The sequence below is a fragment of the Pantoea sp. YR525 genome, from assembly GCF_900116775.1.
In the GTDB taxonomy this organism is placed as follows: Bacteria; Pseudomonadota; Gammaproteobacteria; order Enterobacterales; family Enterobacteriaceae; genus Pantoea; species Pantoea symbiotica.
In genome coordinates this window covers 317,987-336,331 of sequence record NZ_FPBU01000003.1, presented here as the reverse complement: position 1 = coordinate 336,331, position 18,345 = coordinate 317,987, and the positions used below count along the sequence as shown (strand labels likewise).

Below are 18,345 nucleotides of genomic sequence, written 5' to 3'. Positions count from 1 at the left end.
CGAAGTGCCTTTACCCGTCAAAGAGGAATGTTCCATGAAATCAAAGTTTGTTCGCTTGTCTCGCTTTAAAGACCGTCAGGTCATGCGCCTAGGGTCCGGGTTGATTCTGGCCTGGTTGTCCTGCAAACCAGCGCTGGCCGATCTGCCATCCGTTGAAGCACCGGAATCCAGCGGCGGCACCGGATTGATGGGCCAAATCAAAGGCTACGCGCAGGACTTCATCGTGTTCGCCGGTCTGCTGGTCTGTGCCGTGGCATTTATCAACGTCGCAACCAGCGCGGTACACACGTTCGTTGAAGTCCGCAACGAGCGCGCCACCTGGACCAAATTTGGTTCTATCGTTGCCACCGGCGTCGTGTTGCTGGTCGCGACTATCTGGCTGCTCGGTCAGTCTGCCGAAATCATTCTGTAAGGGGATAAGCATGCAGACCATCCGTTTCCTGCCTGATCGACTGAATGCCGAACCTGTCGTGTTTCGCGGCTTCACCACGCCGGAATTAGGGCTGGCGGCATTGATTGGATTAGCGGTTGGAGGTGTGGTGTGTCTGCCGTTTTTTCCACTGGTTGGCTGGGTCATCATCCCGACCGGGATGCTGCTCATGCCGCTGCTACTCATTGCGTTTGGCGGGCGCTGGATGGCCCGCCTTAAGCGCGGCAAGCCAGAAAACTACATCTGGCAGCGGCTGGAGGAGAAGAAACGCCGGATGGGCTATGGCGATCGCTCTCTCATCATCAGCTCACATAGCTGGTCTCTGCGCCGTACACCGAAGGGAGCCGGAAAATGAGTCAGTTCCGCAATGCCATACAACGCAGCGATCAGCACATCAAATCGCTGCGTATCGCCTGCGCTTTCCTCATTCTGTTGGTGTTGATCACGTCATCCGGTTGGATGCTCGCGCCGCGCAGCATGACTATTCATAACCCGCCAGATTTACGCACCGGTAGCACGCGTCCCTGGTGGGAAGTACCGCCGTCATCGGTTTACGCCTTTGCCTTCTATATCTTCCAACAGCTCAACGCCTGGCCGAAAAACGGTGAAATTGACTATCCCGCCAAAATTCGGGCGCTGTCGCCTTACCTGACGCCGGGCTGCAAAGACTTTCTGGAAAGAGATGCCACCGAGCGCACCAACCGCAACGAGCTGATTGACCGCGTGCGTGTGGTGTACGAAATCCCCGAGCGCGGCTACAGCACCAAGAGTGTCAAAGTTCGCGATCGTGACAACTGGGTCGCGCGGCTGGATTTGGTAGCCGACGAGTATTTCCATACCGAACCGGTTAAGCGCGCGATGGTGCGCTACCCGATGAAGGTCACGCGCTGGAATGGCGATCCCGAAACCAATCAGTTTGGCCTGGCGCTGGATTGCTATGACGGCGTGCCGCAGCGTCTGGAGGCCGCACCACCTGAACCTAAGCCTGAGCATAAGGGGATGTTTTGATGAATACGCTCACCAGATTGCATGTTGCCTGCAGGCTGATGTGCGCGGTGTTGCCAGTGGCAACACTTACGCCGAATCCGGTTCAGGCAGTTGAATTGATGAAGTGGGAGCGCATCCCGCTGCAGGTCACGCTGAAGGTCGGCCAGGAGCGCGTAGTATTCGTCGATAAAAACGTGCGCGTCGGTATCGCGCCAGCGCTGAAGGGTAAGCTGCGCGTGCAAAGCACCGGCGGCGCGGTGTACCTGAAAGCGAACGAGGCGTTTTCCCAGACCCGCGTCCAGCTGCAGGATGTGGAGAACGGCGAGATCATCATGCTCGATGTCACCGCTGGCGCGAAAGGTTCAGCTGAGCCGGTAAAACTGGTTTATGAAGGTGGCGACAGCGAGGCTGAAGCCAATCCTGAGCAAGCTGAAGCCGCCAAAGAAGAGAAGAAAGTCAGCTATTCTACGCCGCTGCCGGTGCTGCTTACACGTTACGCGTCGCAGCGATTGTATGCGCCGCTGCGCACGGTTGAGCCGGTTCCCGGAGTGCGTTCACTGCCGCTGCATCTACCCAGCAGCGTTACCACGCTTTATCCCGCCGAACCGTTAGAGATCCAGCCTATCGCCGCATGGGCAATGCAAAGTCAGAACGTGGTGGCGTTCCGCGTGCGCAACATGACCAGTCGTAAAATCGTTCTCGATCCCCGCTCGCTGCAGGGCAAGTTTGTCTCCGCCACTTTCCAGCACCGTTTCCTCGGTTTAGTCGGCACGCCTGAAGACACCACCATGCTTTACTTGGTGATGGATTCGCGCCCCGAAAACGCATTGATTCCTGAAGCGAAGGTGAGCCGCAAAGCGCGAGGTAAACACCATGCAGATTAAATCGAATACGCTGGTCAAAGTGCTGGTGCCGGTCTTCCTGCTAGCGGGCGTCGCGGTGGGCATGAAAAGTTGCAGCATCAAGAATGAAACAGAGAAAACCAGCGCCACGCCAGAAAAGCCCAAAGCGCTGGCCGATCTGACGCCTGCCGAGCTCAAGGCGCTGGGCGTCGAGGGCGATACGCCGGAAGACACGCTGCGAACGCTGGTTGGCACGCTGAAAACCATTCGCGGTAAGCAGGAAATGCTCGACCGGCAGAACCTCAATCTGGTGAAAGAGAACGACCGCCTGCGTACACGCAACCAGAACGTTGCCGGTCAGGTCAATGAAGCAGTAGCGAATTACCAGAAACTTGCCGAAGACCGCCGCCAGCAGCTGCAGCAAGAGCAGCAATCCCTGACCAGCAAAGTGCAGGAGCTGAGCAACCAGCTGGCCAAGCGCATGGCGTCAGATAAGCAGGATCAGAACAATAGCGATATTCCACTGGGGCTCGGTCTGGATGATGTTGCCAGTGGCAACACTAATGATGGCGTGATGTGGGTTTCACCCAGCGATCAGCGCAGCAGCGGCGTGGACGCGGGTTCAACTCCCGCCGACGGCAAAGCGGCAATCGGTGGATTTCCGACATCGTTCCTCGGCAATAACGCGCTGAGTAAGAGCAAAAGCACCTACGAACAGAAGGTGAAAGGCTACTCCAATAGCCAGAAAGAAGAGGACAGCTCCGAGCCGGTTTATACGCTGCCAGAAAACTCCACGCTGATTGGCAGCAAAGGCATGACCGCGCTTCTGGGCCGCGTGCCGATTAATGGCACCGTCACCGATCCTTATCCGTTCAAAGTGCTGATTGGCCGCGACAACCTGACGGCCAACGGCATCGAGCTGCCTGACGTGGAAGGCGCGATTGTTTCCGGCACCGCGTCCGGCGACTGGACGCTTTCTTGCGTACGCGGCCAGGTGAACTCCATCACCTTCGTCTTCAGCGATGGCCGGGTGCGCACGCTGCCGCGCCCGGATAGCAACGGCAAGAGCAACGGTCAGAATGACGGTAAGAAGCAGGATGTCGGCATCGGCTGGATCTCGGATGAAGCCGGGATTCCCTGCATTAGCGGTACGCGCAAATCCAACGCATCAACTTACCTGCCAACCCTCTTCGCACTCTCCGGTGCTGCCGCTGCCGGTGAAGGGCTCAACGAAAACCAGCGTACCGGGCAAACCAACGCTTACGGCGGCGTAACTTCCACGCTCACCGGCGATGCCGGACAAGCAGTAATGGGCAAAGCGATTGCCGGTGGCGTCGGTGATGTTTCCGAATGGGTAAAACAGCGTTATGGCCAAACCTTCGATGCAGTGTATGTGCCGCCCGGCGCCAATCTGGCCGTTCACATCACGCAGCAGCTGGCGATCGATTACGAAGATAAAGGCCGCAAGGTGCGTTACAACTTCAGCGTGCCGGGTAATGCCGCGCGCATCGGACTGGACTAAGGGGATTGCGAATGAACAGAGCATTTATGCCGGTCGCGTTCGCCGCGCTGGTTTCAGTCATATCAGGCTGCAGCACGTCGAAAGATGAAATGCTGCCAGCAGGCGACAGCAACATGCTGGAGCTGTGGCAAGGAAAAAGCGCAAGCGGTTCGGCTCAGCGCGGTGCGCAGGGACGTGAAGCACTGCGCCGCCCGCTGAGTGAAACGGAAGATCAGCGTGCCGACAAACTCGACCATTCATACAGCCGCACGCAGGAAAGCGAGATCACGCAGCAGTTCCCGCGCCTGCCGAATCCCGACATGGTGATGTACGTGTTTCCACATCTTGCCGGTGGCAACTCGCCGGTTCCCGGCTACAGCACGGTGTTTCCGTTTTACAGCCAGGTGCAATACGCCTTGCCGGGTGAGCGCACGGAGGATCTGTAATGGTGTTTTCCCTGTTTAAAAAGCCCGCCTCAGAAGCCAGCAATATCCCTGAAATTAGTCAGCCGCAGCCACTGCCGCGCCCTGGCAAAATGACGGTCCAGGATGAAGCGGCGCTGTATAACGCCAAACCTTCTATCATTGATTACCTGCCGTGGGCTGAATATCTGCCGGAAGATAAATGCCTGCTGCTTGATGATGGCATTTCGGTCGGCGCGGTTTATACCATCACGCCGATTTCATCCGAGGGGCGCACCGCCGCGCGTCTGGAGGAAATCCGCGATCAGGTGGAAGATGCGCTGCAGGACAGCCTGGAAGAAGACGACATCTCGCCGTGGGTGGTGCAGTTCTTTTGCCAGGATGAAGACGATCCATCGCCCTATCTGAACACAGTCAAAGAGTACGTAAAACCCTGGGCGCGCGGCACGGAATTTACCAACGCCTGGCTGGGTGAAACCGAGCGTCATTTGCGGGACATCGCCATTCCAACGGGTTTGTTCCGCGACACGCTGGTCACTGGCCAGCCGTGGCGCGGGCAGCAGCGCCGTACGCGCATGGTGATTTATCGCTGGGTGCCAGGTGCCGCCAAGGGTGTGAAAGACGATCACGCGCTGCCGCCCGTCACCATGCTGAATCAGGTTTGCGACCGGCTGGCGGCATCACTTGGCGCATCAGGCGTTGCCTGCCAGCGCCAGACTGGCGCGCAGATTCATGAATGGCTGCTGCGCCTGTTCAATCCCGATCCGCAGCATGGCCTGAGTAAAGAAGCGTTTTATGCCGCAGCGAAGCATCATGATGTGCAAGCGGGTGAACTGCCGATGACCAACGATTTTGCCGAAACGCTGTGGTACACGCCGCCGCGTTCGGACGTAGAAAACAGCGTGTGGTGGTTCGATGATAAGCCACATCGCGCCATTGCCATTGAGCGTCTGCGCCGCCCGCCTGAACCCGGTATGCTGACCGGTGAAATGGCGCGCGGCGAGCATATCAACGCGCTGATGGATCTGCTGCCCGAAGGTACGGTGGTTTCACTGACCATCGTTTCCCAGCCGCAGGACGTGCTGGAAAACGACTTCATCAAGCTGGCCAAAAACGCCGTGGGTGAAAACACCGAATCCGGGCGCGTGCGCGAGGATGTGCGCGAAGTGAAAGAGTATCTTGGCCGCCGTCACAAGCTTTATCGCGGCGCGCTGACTTTCATGCTGCGCGGCAACGATCTGGCAGACCTCAACCGACGCCAGCAAAACATGTCGGCGGTTCTGCTGACCGCTGGCTTGCAGCCGGTTCGACCGGAATATAACGTATCGCCGCTGAACACCTGGCTGCGCGCGCTGCCGATGTGCTTCAATCCTCAGAAAGATCGCCGCCACTGGTACACGCGCCTGACGTGGGTGCAGCATCTGGCTGGTTTGCTGCCGGTGACTGGCCGCGCCACCGGCAGCGGTCATCCCGGCTTCAGCTTCTTCAATCGCGGCGGTGAACCGCTGACCTTCGACCCGATGAATAAACAGGACCGCACGCAGAATGCGCATATGCTGCTGTTCGGACCAACCGGTGCGGGCAAGTCTGCCACGCTCTGTGCGACGCTTTCCCAGCTGATGGCCATTCATCGCCCACGTCTGTTTATTGCTGAAGCCGGTAACTCGTTTGGCCTGTATGCAGACTATTGCGAAAGCCTTGGCCTGACGGTGAATAAAATCAGCATTCGTCCCGGCTGCGGTGTCAGCCTGGCGCTGTTCGCAGACGCGCATCAGTTGCTCGACCTCAAACCGGAGCAGCTGCAGCTCAATGAAGCTGATATCCCGGACGCCGATGTAGACGATGGCGATGAACAGCGCGACATTCTCGGCGAGATGGAAATCGCCGCGCGCATGATGATCACCGGTGGCGAAAAGCGCGAAGAGGAACGGTTAACACGCTCTGACCGTGGCCTGATCCGTGAAGCCATTATGATGGCGGCGCAGACCAGTTACGACGAATCGCGCCAGATGATTGCTGAAGATCTGCAGACTGCGCTGTTTGCTATCGCGCGCGATAACAGCGTGGATAGCAGCGGCCAGCCGCTGCTGACCGAGCGCCGCCGTGCGCGCGCCGATGAGATGGCTGGTGCGATGTCGATGTTCACCAGCGGATTCGAAGGCGAGCTGTTTAACCGTCCCGGCACGCCGTGGCCGGAAGCCGATGTCACGTTAATCGATTTGGGTACGCTGGCGCGCGAGAACTACGGTGCGCAGATGGCACTGGCGATGGTTTCACTGGTTAACACCATCAACAACATCGCCGAGCGTGATCAGTATCTGGATCGCGAAATTGTCTTTGCTATCGATGAAGCGCATATCACCACCACCAATCCGCTGCTGTCTCCGTACATGACCAAAGTGGTCAAAATGTGGCGTAAGCTCGGTGCCTGGCTGTGGATGGCGACGCAGAATCTTGCGGATTACCCGGACATCGCCGAGAAGATGCTGAACATGGCCGAATGGTGGCTGTGCCTGACGATGCCGCCTGACGAAGTAGAGCAAATCGCACGCTTCAAGAAGCTGAGCGATGAGCAAAAATCGGTGCTACTTTCCGCCAGCAAGCTGCCGCGCTGTTACACCGAAGGTGTGGTGTTGTCGAAGAAAACCGAAGCGCTGTTCCGGGCCGTACCACCCAGCCTGTACCTCGCTCTTGGCATGACCGAGAAAGAGGAAAAAGCCGAACGCCGCAAACTGATGAAGCTGCATAACTGCAGTGAGCTGGAAGCTGCAGTGATCGTTGCGCGCCAGCTTGATACGGCGCGCGGCCTCAAGTCAGCCGCCGCCTAAACCGGGAGCTTTATGCTGGAACTCAAATATCCCATTCCTCTCATTACCACCACGATTTCACGTCAGGCGGCGCGCGTGCTGTTCACTCTTATGCCGCAGGGCGAGCCGGAGATCCTTGCCAGCGATTTAACGCTGCTCGACAGGCTTTGCGATGAAATCCGTTCGCGCGTGAATCCGCCCGTAAAAATCACCAGCCATCCGCAGCGCGTCGGCAGCCATTCCTGCCTCGCGCTGCACTTCAAAGGTAAGCTGTGCAGCTCAATTGATCTGCTGATTACAGTGAATAGCCATCTGAGTTGGCCAACGGAAGATGACTATCATCATCCGCGCTGGTACATGACGGTGGTGGATGCAGCGGATCTGCTTTATCTCGAACTTTATCTGGCGCATAAACTTGCCGCAAAACATACAAAGTGATGAGCAAATCAGACTGCATTTAATTGTTTACTGGTACTGAAATTTGCATAGTATGCCGGTCCCCAGTCCAAAGGTTACATCTCCCCCTGGGTAAGTGTTCTGCACCCCTTTGGGCTGGGGATTCATTTAATTCCGCACCTCGGCACAGAGTTGTTTACTGTGCTTCCCAGTTTTCCAGCGCAACGTAATGGCTTCTCTCATTTTGTGGAGTAAGTCTGATGAAAGCGCTGCTTCCGCTTGTACTGATGCTTTTGGCATCGCCTACCTTTGCTGCGATTACCGTTTTTACTACTGCGAACCATCCTGCCATTAATGCGGACACCAATACTCACGTCATTTTTTTCGATGCACCTGATCGACAACAGGATGTGATGTTTGGCCAATTCAGCGGTGATCCATCCAGTGCTGAAAAAGAGGCTAAGAGCGGTCTGCAGCGAATGAGCGCCGAGCAACAGCAGCAGATAATTGACGCCTGGCGAGGCGTAATTGCAGCGTGGAAACTGGGCATCAAGAAGTATCCCGCCGTCGTGTTTGATGACGTTGATGTGGTGTATGGCACTACTGATGTAGATCTTGCCAGCAACATTCGCACGCAAGGTGGACATCAATGACGCGCGCGAAACTGGCTGGAGTTGCGTTACTTTTTGCAGCGGCACAGCCTGCAACTGAAGCGGCGATCACCAGCGCCCAGATAATCGCCAGCGCAGTTTCGCCTTCTTGTATCAGCTGGCGCATCAGCGGTATCTGCTACTGGCTGTTCTGCACGCCGTTTGGCTGTAAGGTACGCACATCGGTGAAAGTGACCCACTTCATTCCTGAGGCCGTGGTATCAGCGTATGCACAACCTGGCGCCAATCCGTGGATTGAAATGGCTTTCGTCAGCCAGACTGCAGGCGGCCTGGAAAATGGCATGTACGTTGTGCCAACCGGTGGTGGCAATGAGGAGCTCAAAGCGCCGGGTAAACGTAAAACCAATCTGCACTTCAAATACGCCGACGCAATTGGCCATCCGGCTACTTCGCTGATTGGCGGCAGCATCTCCGGCTACTCCTGCAAGAGCGCAGCGACGCCACTGAATCCCTACTTACTCAGCACGCTTGATACGCTGGCATGGCGTAGCGGCATACCGGAATCGCTTTACCCGGAAGCACTGGAGCCAGGCATGCGCGAAATCGGCAGCCAGGCAACGGCCAACATGTGGGGCAACATCTATCCGCGATCGGGCTTCGTCACTCAGACCGACGACGACAAAGCCGCCGCCGTGGTGGCGCAGCGGGTCGCCGACATAATTACTCGTACCGGCCAGCCACACGTCTATCAGAGCCTTAAAGGTAATCCGTCTCCCGGCTACTGGCCGCCCGGTCCGGTCGAAGAGAACACCGGCTTTAAATATCACAAATGGCAGCGGCTCTCACCGCAACTCAGCGAAACCTGCGCCGTATTCCCGGATGGCGACTTCACTGCAGCCGTCGATGGCAATCAAGCCTTCGCGCTCTGGCAGCCTTACAGCTGTTGCAAACGACGCGGCCAGACCTTCCTTTACAGCACCGATTTTGGAGGTGAATCATGATCGCGCGCATCTGGTTTATGGCGTCTGCGTTGCTGATCGCAACAAGCGCCCAAGCGTTTGACGTATCGCTGCCGCAGGTTCAGGACAGCAGCATGGGTTATGGCAAGAGCGCCAGCGGCGCGGTTTCTGACAAGCTGTTTTATACCCTCGGCGGTGGTTCAGTGATTTCGCAACCGGCGACACGCAGCAACATGCGTAAGCTGGGTCTGGATGTCGGCTGGAGCTCAGATCTGCAGTGCGGCAACTTCGACCTGAAAACCACTGTCGGCAATCAACTAAATGGCATGACTAACGGCTTTAAAAACCTGATGGGCGATGTGGTTCAGGGGGCAACCGGAGCAGTGGCCAGCTTGCCCGCGATGGTGATCCAGCGCGCTAATCCCGGCCTGTATGAAATGCTGACCAACGGCGTGCTACAGGCCAATGTGGCATTCGATAAAGCGCAGCTCAATTGCCAGAACATGGCGAAGCGCATGGTGGATTTCTCCGACTCCAGTAAATGGACGCAGCAGGCTGCGATGGATGAATACAAAAAGCTGGTAAACAGCGGCGATGCGGATGCGATACGCGTGAACGATGCCGGTGAAAAAGTGACGGGCGAATCCGGCAGCAACTGGGTTGGCGGTGAAAAGCGCGGCGGTCGTGGCCAGCGCGCGATTCGCCCAACGCATGACCTTTCTGCAGCTGGCTACAACATGATGAATAACCTGCCGGTCAACAGCACCGGCAGCGTCAGCGGCGACAGCTGCACAGGCGGCAGCTGCGGTAAGTTTTCCAGCTCTGAAGAAGCAGCGGCTGCAGTGGTAAAAGTGCTGGGCGATCGCTCGATTCGCACCTGCAAAGATGCCGCGCAATGCACCGATGGCGACATCGATCAGCAACCTGGTGCCAGCGTCGCCGGAACCGGATTTTCGCCGATGCTGGAAGAAGCTACGCGCATCAATGGCGAGCAACTGGTGAAGCTGGTTAATGGCGCGGAGAAGCCCAACACCGATAACCTGGCGAAACTACGCACCGGCAGCCTGGCGATCACCAGCGGCGTGATCAAAGCGCTGCAGCGTGACCCGGACAACGCGGCGCTGGTTGGTCGTCTGGCGGGTGAACTGGCAATGGCTGACACGGTTGAAACCGCGCTGCTGATGCGCCGTATGATTGTGACCGGCCAATCGGAGCCGAATGCAGCCGCAATGCCTGAAGCGCTGCAGGAAGGCGATCGCCGCGTGGAGTCGCTCGATCGGGAAATCAATGCGCTCAAGAACGAAATGGAACTTAAGCGTGAACTGGCGCGCAACTCCGTGCTGACCATCATCGACCGTGAAAACAATCGCGCAACTACGAATCCGCAGCGCCAGCCGCATGAGAATACTGATTCACGCTTCAACCAGCTTTCCGCGCCATCCGGGGATGAGTGAGATGCGTAAATTCCTGAAGGTTCTCACGTGCATGATTTCGTTCGCTGCGATTTTTTGCGTAGTGATTGCGACAGTTATGTCAGCCAGCGAATCGCCGGATGCACCGGCACTGCTGATGCGCTGGTTTGAGAAAACATGGCTGCTCTGGCTGACGTGGCGGCTGATCATCTATGCGGTGACGGCTTACTTCACCTTCCAATGTTGGCAGCGCAAGAAATCAGATCCCGTGTGGCGGCGCGCCATTCTGCGGATTGGCGGTATTGGCGCGATCTATATCGCCATTATGGAATGGGTGCTTTATGCCTCAACGGGAGGCCACTAATGACGACGAACAGCTATCTGGAATTTTTCCTCACCCTGCTGGGATGGATCATCAATAACGGCATCTGGAATCTGCTGATCGCTACCGGTCTGTTCGCGCTGCCGCTGGTATTTAAAGTGGTGGGAATCTGGCTCAAGGTGCGCGAAGAAGGCGATGACGAGGGCAACAAAGGTAAGCTGTCGCTGCCGCGCATCGAGAACGCGCTCTATAGCGCTTTTTTTGTGATGCTGGTTTGCTGCCTGCCCATCATCAACGTCAGCCTCGACAGCATTCAATACGATGAATCCCGCTCTAAAAGCTGCGGCACCTGGACGCCAAAAGCGCCGGATGAAAGCGGCTATTCGACAATAATCAGCAGCATGGACGGTCAAACGGCAGCAGCGCCAATTTGGTGGGTGCTTATGCACAAACTGTCCAAAGGCATCACTCAGGCAGCTGTGGCCACAATTCCCTGCCGCCCAGACTTGCGTCAGTTGCGTTTCGAAGTGCAGCACACCCGCATCAGCAATCCGGCGCTCGCCGCCGAGCTGCAGGATTTCACCAACGATTGCTATGCGCTGGCGCTCTACCTTTGGAAGCAACAGGATCAAGGGCAAACGAAAGAGGAAGATGCGCTGCGCGATGTTGAGTGGCTGGGCAGCAGCACATTTTTGAACGGTAGTGGTTATTACGATCAGCTTCAGTCGAAGACACCGCGCGCATCATTCCCGTGGAACGAAAGCCGCGACAGCGGCAGACCGGACACAGGGCGCGGCGGCTATCCAACCTGCCGCGAATGGTGGTCCAGCGCCGATACCGGGCTTGAGGCGCGCGTAGTCGATCAGGCTTCACCCAGCATGTGGTTGCGCATGTCAGCTGCGCTAAAAATGATGGGTAAAGACAACACCGAATACAAAGAGAGTATTGTTCGCCGCCTGGTGAGTCCTGAGAGTTTGACCGTTTCGCAGAATGGCCGCACCTATGCCGGTTATGGCGGCAATGCTGATTTCACGCTGGATAACTCCGCCAGCCGCATTGGCGGTATTGCGGGAATGTCATTGGGTAGTCTGGCAGCGTTTCCGGCATTCGATGCGATGCGCCAGGCATTACCGATGGTGCAGGCGTTATTGCTAATGGCGATATATGTGATGCTGCCGCTGATATTGGCGTTCGGCAGCTATGAGTTCAAAACTGTTATTACCGTCAGTTTTGTGGTGTTTGCGCTTAATTTCCTGACGTTTTGGTGGGAACTGGCGCGCTGGCTCGACAGCTGGTTAATGGAAGCGCTTTATAGTTCTGATACACATAGCCGCTGGAATACTGCAGGGTTCCAGAATAGCTCTGATGATTTGATTATGAACTTTGTTATGGGGGCGATGTTTATTGTGTTGCCTGCGTTGTGGATGGCGGCGTTTGGATGGGCTGGGATCAGAGTTGGCGGGATGGCCGAGATGTTTTCAAATGGGGCTAAGAATGTGCAAAGTGCAGCGGGGAAAGCTGGTGAATCCGTTTCAAATGGCATAAATAGAACAAAATAAGACCTAGTTAAATGTTATGTATGACATTAACTTGTTTTTTTATCGATGAGAATAATGGAGGTTAGACATGGAAGGAAATGAAATCATCATCGGCAGGAATGCGGATGGTAATGTCATAATTAACAATACGGAACATGGAGATCTAACTTTAATTTCATATGAAATTATACCTAGCAGCTATAATGACATGATTAATATGAAGGAAAGTGGGAGGATTAATGTAAAGTTACACAACGTAATTACTAAAGAAATTGGAAAGATATTCCAACTGGAGCTCACAATTGCCAACCACACACATCATGAAGCATTTCTTCTGGTTAAAGGGGGCTGGATACCTTGCAGCTTGATGAAGGAAAAAACTCTTCTTCTAGCTGATAGAAATATAATATCGGAAATAAAATCCCGGTACTTTATAAATGAAAAGAAAATACAAGGAGATTTAGACTATTTCGATGCTGTTTTCTTGAGTCGGGATGATTTGACAATAGATATTACACTTTGGGTATTAGAATCAAATGAAAGAAAAATACCGTCGGTCGCTACGATGAATAACCAGTGTAAATATGCTAAGGAAGTTATTTCCCGTGCATTACCAGAAGTTGAAATAGCTGAATATCCGGATGGAAATAATTATTACCATAACGCCTCTGCTTATATAAGTACATATTTACTCAGGAGGGCAAACTACTTACTGGAAGTGGCCCCGAGCCTAAATAAGCAATTTACAGAAAAGACAAGAAGTAAAGCCACACATGAAGTATTTGAATTAGCAAAAAAACATGGATTAAAAAACAGTGATATCGTCGTAATCTTGGCATTTTTAAGAATAAATATGTCTGATGGTAAAAATGGCGACAGGAAAAACACAGCCAAAAAAGTATTAAAAGACTCTCAAAATTACAGTGCTGAAGATGCTTACAATACTGCTAGTGACCTTGGCGCTCTTGAATGGCTGATCAATTTGATAAGACATCATGAAAAATCAGGATCATCTTATAATGTTGCGATTATCACTAAAGATATTGGCCTAGCGGAATTAGGGGTGTTAATGCTTAATGAAAAAGATGCTAGTAATAATAACGGTGAAATATCCATAAAGAGTTCGTTACCTATGGGGATATTTTCGGATAGTCTTGAAGCTTTGATGTTAATTAAAAAATACCTATAACACAAAGACCAACAAAGTCACACCAAAATTTTTAATATTGATTCCCTACAATGAGTGCTTCGGGTCATCTAGGTATCGAGGGGCTCATAACTTAAATGCTCCCTAAAGAATGCCATATTAACTCATGGTTAAGGAGGCGGTTATGATAGATACTTATTACTTATCGACTCTGTATCCCCCAACGTAATATCCATATCCATCCGGCCCATCTCGATAACCATCATTAAAATTATAAGTATTATCCTCATTGCAGCCAAAAGAAGTGCAACCTCTAGGGAGTGCAATTGCGATAAATAGAAAAATTATTGATCCAATAATCCCGAAAACGTAATAAAAAAGGGAAGACACTATAAACATGAGAGTTATAATTATGGCAATGAATAACATATTTGCCAAATATCGTTTTAATTTCGATTGGCCAGCTTTAATCAGCATTTGATAACGGACACGGCGAAAAAAATCACTCGTAGATTTAGCTACTTTACCTACTGTCATACCAATGAGGTAAGAATTTTCCTTCATGCGCTCTCCATTTTTGTTTGAAATATATGCAGTAAGCATCGACTCTTTTGGTTATTTTTTCAACTCATAATCCCTTTCTCAGTTTGACCTTAAGGTTCGTAATTGCTAGTTTGAATCGTTGCCATGAGTTGTTTACGCAACTACCAAAGCCCTCATGACCTGAAAGGGGCACCCTAGCGGCGGTCATCAGCGAAAGTTTCAGCAGCCTGTGAGAAACGCCATATGGCGGCTGCATCCGGGATAACCGGCAAAGCTACTCAACCTTTGCAAGTAGCGGGCAAAATAAACGTCCAAGGTTTCCACTACATCACTACGGTTCAATCAACTTAATCTCATCGATACAAGCTACTGCGCACGGCCAGTTTGCGTGATCGTTTCCGCCATTTGGAACATTTGGCGACGAACGAACCTCGCAAATACAGGCAGAAGCTGCGCGGCGTCACTTGCGTTGGCGCGTAGCAACAACCAAGTGACGCGCGCAGCGCGTAAACGTCAACACCACGTAATACGGCCTTCTGCGACGACGCTTACCGTCTGACCAACACGTAGTTCGTTATTACAACCATCAACTGTCCCAACATTCAGTGAACGTTGGCAACTTATCTAAGGAGGAAATCAACGCGATATCAAGGCGACGTCAGCGAACCTGACGGACGGAGGCGTTCTGAGTAATCAGGAACCGGCATTAGCCGCGATCAGCTCTGAGAGCTGTGGAGACCTCGCAACAACTCAACATTTCGCCGCCCCGATGCACAGATATCCGCTGAGACGCAGGAAGCGCAACCTGAAACCGTGCCGTCGGGGTTGGAGATGTTTTTTGGAGGATGTATGTCGCGAGGAAACAAGCAGTTCAGCAAACAGCTGGTGACGTTGGCCAGACAATCTGGCGGCAGTTTCAAAACCGTTGCCGATCGTTCGCGCATAGCAGCACGGCTGGCCGAGCAGATGCTGAAACTCAACATCCAGATCAGGGACGTGAACCATATTAAGACGCACCACATCGAGAATTATGTTCGTAGCCGCCTGGCGGATGATATTTCTAAGCGCACGCTGCAAAATGAGATGGCAGCGCTACGCGCGATTCTGACCACTGCAGGCAGAACAAAACTGGCCGATCCGAAGCATGAGAAGTTGAGTAACGATACTCTAAACCTGTCTGGTGCCAGTCGAGCTGGATCAAAGACGGCGATAACGGACGAGCGCTTTCACGAGGCGCTCGCACTAGTACGGAGTAAAGACGAAGGCGTCGCGTTGGCGATGGAAATTGCGCGTTATCTCGGACTGCGAACGGAAGAAGCGGTGCAGTCGGCGAAATCGCTTAAGACGTGGCAGCAGGCGCTGGCGCGCGGGGATGAGCGATTGCGTGTAGTGTTCGGTACCAAAGGCGGTAGGCCGAGAGATACAACGGTCGTTAGGCGAGATGATCTTGTGCGCAGCTTGAATGCAGCAGTGACGTATTCGGCAAAACATGGCGGCAAGTTGGTTGATAGAGCCGGGCTGAGGAGTGCGATCGATCGCTACCGAAATGTGGCTAAGGATGCTGGGCTCACAGGCAAAGAAGCACCGCACAGCCTGAGATATGCCTATTCGCGAGAGGCTACAGAGTGGCATATGAAAAACGGCCTCAGCAGGAAAGAAGCTGAGGCAATGGTTTCAATGGATTTGGGGCATGGAGATGGTCGAGGGAATTACGTGGCTAAAATTTATAACTTATGACTCTCCCCAGAATTTCACATTAGGGATTAATAATTTATGAGTAATGGAAGCTAAATCTTCAGATTCTGTGTTGCTCATAATATTATATTTTATTAAGAAATTCTTAAACCCTTTCCCTCTGATGAATGATGCGTTGTAATAAAGAAGCAAAAGCTCATGACTGGATAGTTGTGCACAGGTTAGCTTTATATAAAATGCTCTATCCTCCGCCTCTGATTTATCTACGAAAGCCATGAGGTGGTAAAGCCATCTAAAATAGTGGCCAAGATGTAATCCATGTTTATCCCAAAATTCTTCATATCTTTCTACAATAAAGGAGCTATTACATTCATCATCTCCAATATGTAGGAGTTTGAATTGAAAATCATCCTTTAATGATTTAAAGATTTTTTGAAAGGCAGCACGTCCGACTGCTTCTGTATTGCGGCCAATAGACTCTTCATATGAAATGACAGTCAGGTCTTTTGTTATTTCGTTTAGGTGATTTAACATCTGAAAAAAATTATTTTCAAAGTTCTGGTGATCGATGTTTCTTTGCTGCCTCGCCATGTCTTCTCTTTGCATGTCAATGTTTATTAACACACCAATAAAAGCAAAAGCTGTAAAAAAACAAGTCAAAACACCGAAGCTATCACCAAAAACCCCAGCGTTACTAATCGACCAAGAATCAATAGGCCAAGTTCTCCAAACAAGAAAAATTGCATAACCAATTACTATCAGACTGACAAGTGCGCTATATATGACAAACCTTTTTCTTCTTTTCATTTCTTTTAAATATCGCTCAACTTCCTTTATATAAATTTTATTGTTTTCCATAATCACTCCAACTCTCAACATTGACAATCAGTTGTCATTGATATATTAATTATTTTAGTAGTCAGCTTCACGGACCTGAAAGAAGCGCCAACTGGCGGTCCCGATACTCGCACACCTTTAGAGCGGGTGCCATCTTAGATGGTTAAGGTTATCTAATCACCTCGCCACACGGCACGCTTTACCGACCCTAACGGGGATTTACTCCCGTTAGCGGATAAATCCCCTTTTTCACATCTGGAGGATTTACCCATGGGCTATTGCCATTGCTACACCCAACTGAAATCAGTTCCTGACGATCAGTGGTTACTCTTCACCGTACAGCTATCAAACGTTTTTTTGATAATACAAAACCGCCATGTCCCCGGCTATAAGCAACCGTTAGTGCTTTGCACAAGCGATGGCCGTTATCCACTTCTGCAGCCCGCTGATCTGATGGTACAAAGCGGCATTCGACAACCCGCTATCTCTTTTAACGGCGAAGAGAAGGAAGATCTTGAGTATGAAAGTTTCTTCCTTGGGCAACATTCATCTGGCAGTGAATTCTGCAAGACATCGTTCAACTGGTCACCAGACCGGCCTTATGACTTTATGGTTAAGGTCACGCTACTTCTGGCTCATCGATTCTGCATCGGCTGCTATGACATTTCTTCAGATGGCACGCTTGCTGAATGGCTCGATGTTCAGGAGTGGCTAACTAAGCACCTAGGTGGCCAATGGCCAATACCTGAAGCAATCCTTAATAACCCTGATTAATCACTCTCAATTTCAACCTGCCCAATGGCGTATCACTTCGCCATTACGGGAAGGGATACGCCATGTAAGGAGTATCCCATGCCGACCAAAACCAAATCCCGTAAGTCACCAACCAACAATGTCGACCTCTACCAGCAAGTCACCGACAAAATCGTCGCGTCGATCGAGCGTGGCGTTTTGCCTTGGCGCAAACCGTGGCGAGACAGCAAGCGATCTACTGAATCACCGATACCCTTCAACGCAGCGACCCGCCGCCACTACAACGGCGTAAACATCATGTTGTTGTGGTTAGCTGCCGAGGAGCAAGGCTTTCATTCCAACCACTGGCTAACATGGAAACAGGCGCAAGCGCTGGGTGGCCACGTTCGTAAGGGTGAGAAATCGACCATTGCTGTTTTCTTCAAACCGTTTGAGGTTGAGTCCACTGATAAAACGGGCAAGACACGCAGAAATGCGCAAGGCGATCCGGTCATGGAACAACGCATCATGCTGCGCAGTATTCCACTGTTTAACGTGCAGCAGTGCGATGAGTTGCCCGAATCGATTGCACCAACATCTGCCATAAGTCTGGATTATCAGGATGATGACGAGTTGGATGCTGACACTCATGGTCAGATAATTGAAATGCTAAACGTTTCAGGCGTGCAAGTGACTTCAGTTGAACAAAATCGCGCTTACTACAATTCTGCTGCTGACCGAATCGTCTTACCGAGAACGTCGCAGTTTTTTACGAGCGCGGATTACTGGTCAACGTTGTTGCATGAACTGGTTCATTCCAGCGGGCATGCTAACCGTTTAAATCGTGAAGGCATCACTTCAACTACTCGTCGATTTGGCGATTCGGTTTACGCGTTTGAGGAGTTAATCGCTGAACTGGGTAGCGCATTCCTGTGCGCACATTTGGGCGTATATGGTGAAGTGCAGCATGACAGCTATATCGATCACTGGTTGACGATATTGAAGTCAGATAAAAAGGCATTGTTCCGCGCAAGCCGTATGGCGCGTGAAGCATCAGAATACCTTTTGAAGCCATTCAGTGAAGAGGCTGATGAAGACGCCGCTTGAAACCAAAACCATCTCTTCGGGGATGGTTTCTTTTTTAGTGAGCAATTTAATCACATT

The 18,345-nt window shown here is 52.4% G+C and carries 19 protein-coding genes; 17 read left to right on the top strand and 2 right to left on the bottom strand.

From position 1 onward, the window contains the following. Positions 1 to 34: 34 nt before the first annotated feature. The 14 genes from BM323_RS08070 to BM323_RS08005 all read left to right on the top strand — a co-directional run bounded on the left by BM323_RS08070 (position 35) and on the right by BM323_RS08005 (position 13,416). Positions 35 to 412, top strand: coding sequence for a TIGR03745 family integrating conjugative element membrane protein (locus BM323_RS08070; RefSeq protein ID WP_175501691.1), 378 nt, complete (start codon positions 35 to 37; stop codon positions 410 to 412). A 10-nt stretch (positions 413 to 422) separates the two neighbouring features. Further along, a complete protein-coding gene (locus BM323_RS08065) occupies positions 423 to 785 on the top strand; it encodes a TIGR03750 family conjugal transfer protein (protein WP_034892368.1) in 363 nt (120 codons plus the stop codon). Beyond that, positions 782 to 1,438 carry a PFL_4703 family integrating conjugative element protein gene (locus BM323_RS08060; protein WP_091003601.1) on the top strand — a complete coding sequence of 219 codons (657 nt, stop codon included), beginning with the start codon at positions 782 to 784 and terminating at the stop codon, positions 1,436 to 1,438. The genes BM323_RS08065 and BM323_RS08060 overlap by 4 nt, the downstream gene beginning before the upstream one ends. Further along, a complete protein-coding gene (locus BM323_RS08055) occupies positions 1,438 to 2,301 on the top strand; it encodes a TIGR03749 family integrating conjugative element protein (RefSeq protein ID WP_091003598.1) in 864 nt (287 codons plus the stop codon). Before BM323_RS08060 ends, BM323_RS08055 begins: the two co-directional genes overlap by 1 nt. After that, positions 2,291 to 3,781 (top strand): TIGR03752 family integrating conjugative element protein, encoded by a 1,491-nt coding sequence (locus BM323_RS08050; RefSeq protein WP_091003596.1) that lies wholly within the window; start codon positions 2,291 to 2,293, stop codon positions 3,779 to 3,781. Before BM323_RS08055 ends, BM323_RS08050 begins: the two co-directional genes overlap by 11 nt. An 11-nt stretch (positions 3,782 to 3,792) precedes the next feature. Continuing rightward, entirely contained in the window at positions 3,793 to 4,206 is a 414-nt protein-coding gene (locus tag BM323_RS08045; RefSeq protein WP_091003593.1) for a TIGR03751 family conjugal transfer lipoprotein, read from the top strand. Next, positions 4,206 to 7,010, top strand: a complete 2,805-nt coding sequence (locus BM323_RS08040; RefSeq protein ID WP_091003591.1) for a conjugative transfer ATPase — start codon at positions 4,206 to 4,208, stop codon at positions 7,008 to 7,010. The genes BM323_RS08045 and BM323_RS08040 overlap by 1 nt, the downstream gene beginning before the upstream one ends. Before the next feature lie 12 nt (positions 7,011 to 7,022). After that, a complete protein-coding gene (locus BM323_RS08035; RefSeq protein ID WP_091003588.1) occupies positions 7,023 to 7,427 on the top strand; it encodes a hypothetical protein in 405 nt (134 codons plus the stop codon). A gap of 218 nt (positions 7,428 to 7,645) precedes the next feature. Continuing rightward, a complete protein-coding gene (locus BM323_RS08030; RefSeq protein ID WP_091003585.1) occupies positions 7,646 to 8,038 on the top strand; it encodes a TIGR03757 family integrating conjugative element protein in 393 nt (130 codons plus the stop codon). Next, positions 8,035 to 8,997, top strand: a complete 963-nt coding sequence (locus BM323_RS08025; RefSeq protein WP_091003582.1) for a TIGR03756 family integrating conjugative element protein — start codon at positions 8,035 to 8,037, stop codon at positions 8,995 to 8,997. Before BM323_RS08030 ends, BM323_RS08025 begins: the two co-directional genes overlap by 4 nt. Further along, the gene (locus BM323_RS08020; RefSeq protein ID WP_091003580.1) at positions 8,994 to 10,409 is read left to right on the top strand and encodes an integrating conjugative element protein; all 1,416 of its coding nucleotides are present in this window, start codon (positions 8,994 to 8,996) and stop codon (positions 10,407 to 10,409) included. The genes BM323_RS08025 and BM323_RS08020 overlap by 4 nt, the downstream gene beginning before the upstream one ends. Position 10,410: 1 nt before the next feature. Continuing rightward, entirely contained in the window at positions 10,411 to 10,731 is a 321-nt protein-coding gene (locus BM323_RS08015) for a hypothetical protein (protein WP_091003577.1), read from the top strand. Continuing rightward, positions 10,731 to 12,248 (top strand): conjugal transfer protein TraG N-terminal domain-containing protein, encoded by a 1,518-nt coding sequence (locus BM323_RS08010; RefSeq protein WP_091003574.1) that lies wholly within the window; start codon positions 10,731 to 10,733, stop codon positions 12,246 to 12,248. The genes BM323_RS08015 and BM323_RS08010 overlap by 1 nt, the downstream gene beginning before the upstream one ends. A 67-nt stretch (positions 12,249 to 12,315) precedes the next feature. Further along, positions 12,316 to 13,416, top strand: coding sequence for a hypothetical protein (locus BM323_RS08005; protein ID WP_091003571.1), 1,101 nt, complete (start codon positions 12,316 to 12,318; stop codon positions 13,414 to 13,416). Positions 13,417 to 13,572: 156 nt separating this feature from the next. On the opposite strand, the gene BM323_RS08000 is transcribed toward BM323_RS08005, so the two are convergent. After that, positions 13,573 to 13,938, bottom strand: a complete 366-nt coding sequence (locus tag BM323_RS08000) for a hypothetical protein (protein ID WP_091003568.1) — start codon at positions 13,936 to 13,938, stop codon at positions 13,573 to 13,575. Positions 13,939 to 14,766: 828 nt separating this feature from the next. Here BM323_RS08000 and BM323_RS07995 point away from each other — a divergent pair. Next, a complete protein-coding gene (locus BM323_RS07995) occupies positions 14,767 to 15,654 on the top strand; it encodes an integrase domain-containing protein (RefSeq protein WP_091003677.1) in 888 nt (295 codons plus the stop codon). Here BM323_RS07995 and BM323_RS07990 read toward each other — a convergent pair. Next, entirely contained in the window at positions 15,649 to 16,470 is an 822-nt protein-coding gene (locus tag BM323_RS07990; protein WP_175501690.1) for a putative phage abortive infection protein, read from the bottom strand. The genes BM323_RS07995 and BM323_RS07990 overlap by 6 nt on opposite strands. Positions 16,471 to 16,719: 249 nt before the next feature. On the opposite strand from BM323_RS07990, the gene BM323_RS07985 reads away from it, so the two are divergent. Together BM323_RS07985 and BM323_RS07980 are read left to right on the top strand one after the other, a co-directional pair. Then, positions 16,720 to 17,223 (top strand): hypothetical protein, encoded by a 504-nt coding sequence (locus BM323_RS07985; RefSeq protein WP_091003563.1) that lies wholly within the window; start codon positions 16,720 to 16,722, stop codon positions 17,221 to 17,223. A gap of 78 nt (positions 17,224 to 17,301) precedes the next feature. Then, complete coding sequence (locus tag BM323_RS07980; RefSeq protein WP_091003561.1) at positions 17,302 to 18,288, top strand: ArdC family protein; 987 nt, start codon at positions 17,302 to 17,304, stop codon at positions 18,286 to 18,288. Positions 18,289 to 18,345: the final 57 nt, after the last annotated feature.

Excerpts from the sequence above, each read along its gene's own strand:
- BM323_RS08070 (WP_175501691.1), top strand. The coding sequence starts at position 35 with ATGAAATCAAAGTTTGTTCGCTTGTCTCGCTTTAAAGACCGTCAGGTC.
- BM323_RS08065 (WP_034892368.1), top strand. The coding sequence starts at position 423 with ATGCAGACCATCCGTTTCCTGCCTGATCGACTGAATGCCGAACCTGTC.
- BM323_RS08060 (WP_091003601.1), top strand. The coding sequence starts at position 782 with ATGAGTCAGTTCCGCAATGCCATACAACGCAGCGATCAGCACATCAAA.
- BM323_RS08055 (WP_091003598.1), top strand. The coding sequence starts at position 1,438 with ATGAATACGCTCACCAGATTGCATGTTGCCTGCAGGCTGATGTGCGCG.
- BM323_RS08050 (WP_091003596.1), top strand. The coding sequence starts at position 2,291 with ATGCAGATTAAATCGAATACGCTGGTCAAAGTGCTGGTGCCGGTCTTC.
- BM323_RS08045 (WP_091003593.1), top strand. The coding sequence starts at position 3,793 with ATGAACAGAGCATTTATGCCGGTCGCGTTCGCCGCGCTGGTTTCAGTC.
- BM323_RS08040 (WP_091003591.1), top strand. The coding sequence starts at position 4,206 with ATGGTGTTTTCCCTGTTTAAAAAGCCCGCCTCAGAAGCCAGCAATATC.
- BM323_RS08035 (WP_091003588.1), top strand. The coding sequence starts at position 7,023 with ATGCTGGAACTCAAATATCCCATTCCTCTCATTACCACCACGATTTCA.
- BM323_RS08030 (WP_091003585.1), top strand. The coding sequence starts at position 7,646 with ATGAAAGCGCTGCTTCCGCTTGTACTGATGCTTTTGGCATCGCCTACC.
- BM323_RS08025 (WP_091003582.1), top strand. The coding sequence starts at position 8,035 with ATGACGCGCGCGAAACTGGCTGGAGTTGCGTTACTTTTTGCAGCGGCA.
- BM323_RS08020 (WP_091003580.1), top strand. The coding sequence starts at position 8,994 with ATGATCGCGCGCATCTGGTTTATGGCGTCTGCGTTGCTGATCGCAACA.
- BM323_RS08015 (WP_091003577.1), top strand. The coding sequence starts at position 10,411 with ATGCGTAAATTCCTGAAGGTTCTCACGTGCATGATTTCGTTCGCTGCG.
- BM323_RS08010 (WP_091003574.1), top strand. The coding sequence starts at position 10,731 with ATGACGACGAACAGCTATCTGGAATTTTTCCTCACCCTGCTGGGATGG.
- BM323_RS08005 (WP_091003571.1), top strand. The coding sequence starts at position 12,316 with ATGGAAGGAAATGAAATCATCATCGGCAGGAATGCGGATGGTAATGTC.
- BM323_RS08000 (WP_091003568.1), bottom strand. The coding sequence starts at position 13,938 with ATGAAGGAAAATTCTTACCTCATTGGTATGACAGTAGGTAAAGTAGCT.
- BM323_RS07995 (WP_091003677.1), top strand. The coding sequence starts at position 14,767 with ATGTCGCGAGGAAACAAGCAGTTCAGCAAACAGCTGGTGACGTTGGCC.
- BM323_RS07990 (WP_175501690.1), bottom strand. The coding sequence starts at position 16,470 with ATGGAAAACAATAAAATTTATATAAAGGAAGTTGAGCGATATTTAAAA.
- BM323_RS07985 (WP_091003563.1), top strand. The coding sequence starts at position 16,720 with ATGGGCTATTGCCATTGCTACACCCAACTGAAATCAGTTCCTGACGAT.
- BM323_RS07980 (WP_091003561.1), top strand. The coding sequence starts at position 17,302 with ATGCCGACCAAAACCAAATCCCGTAAGTCACCAACCAACAATGTCGAC.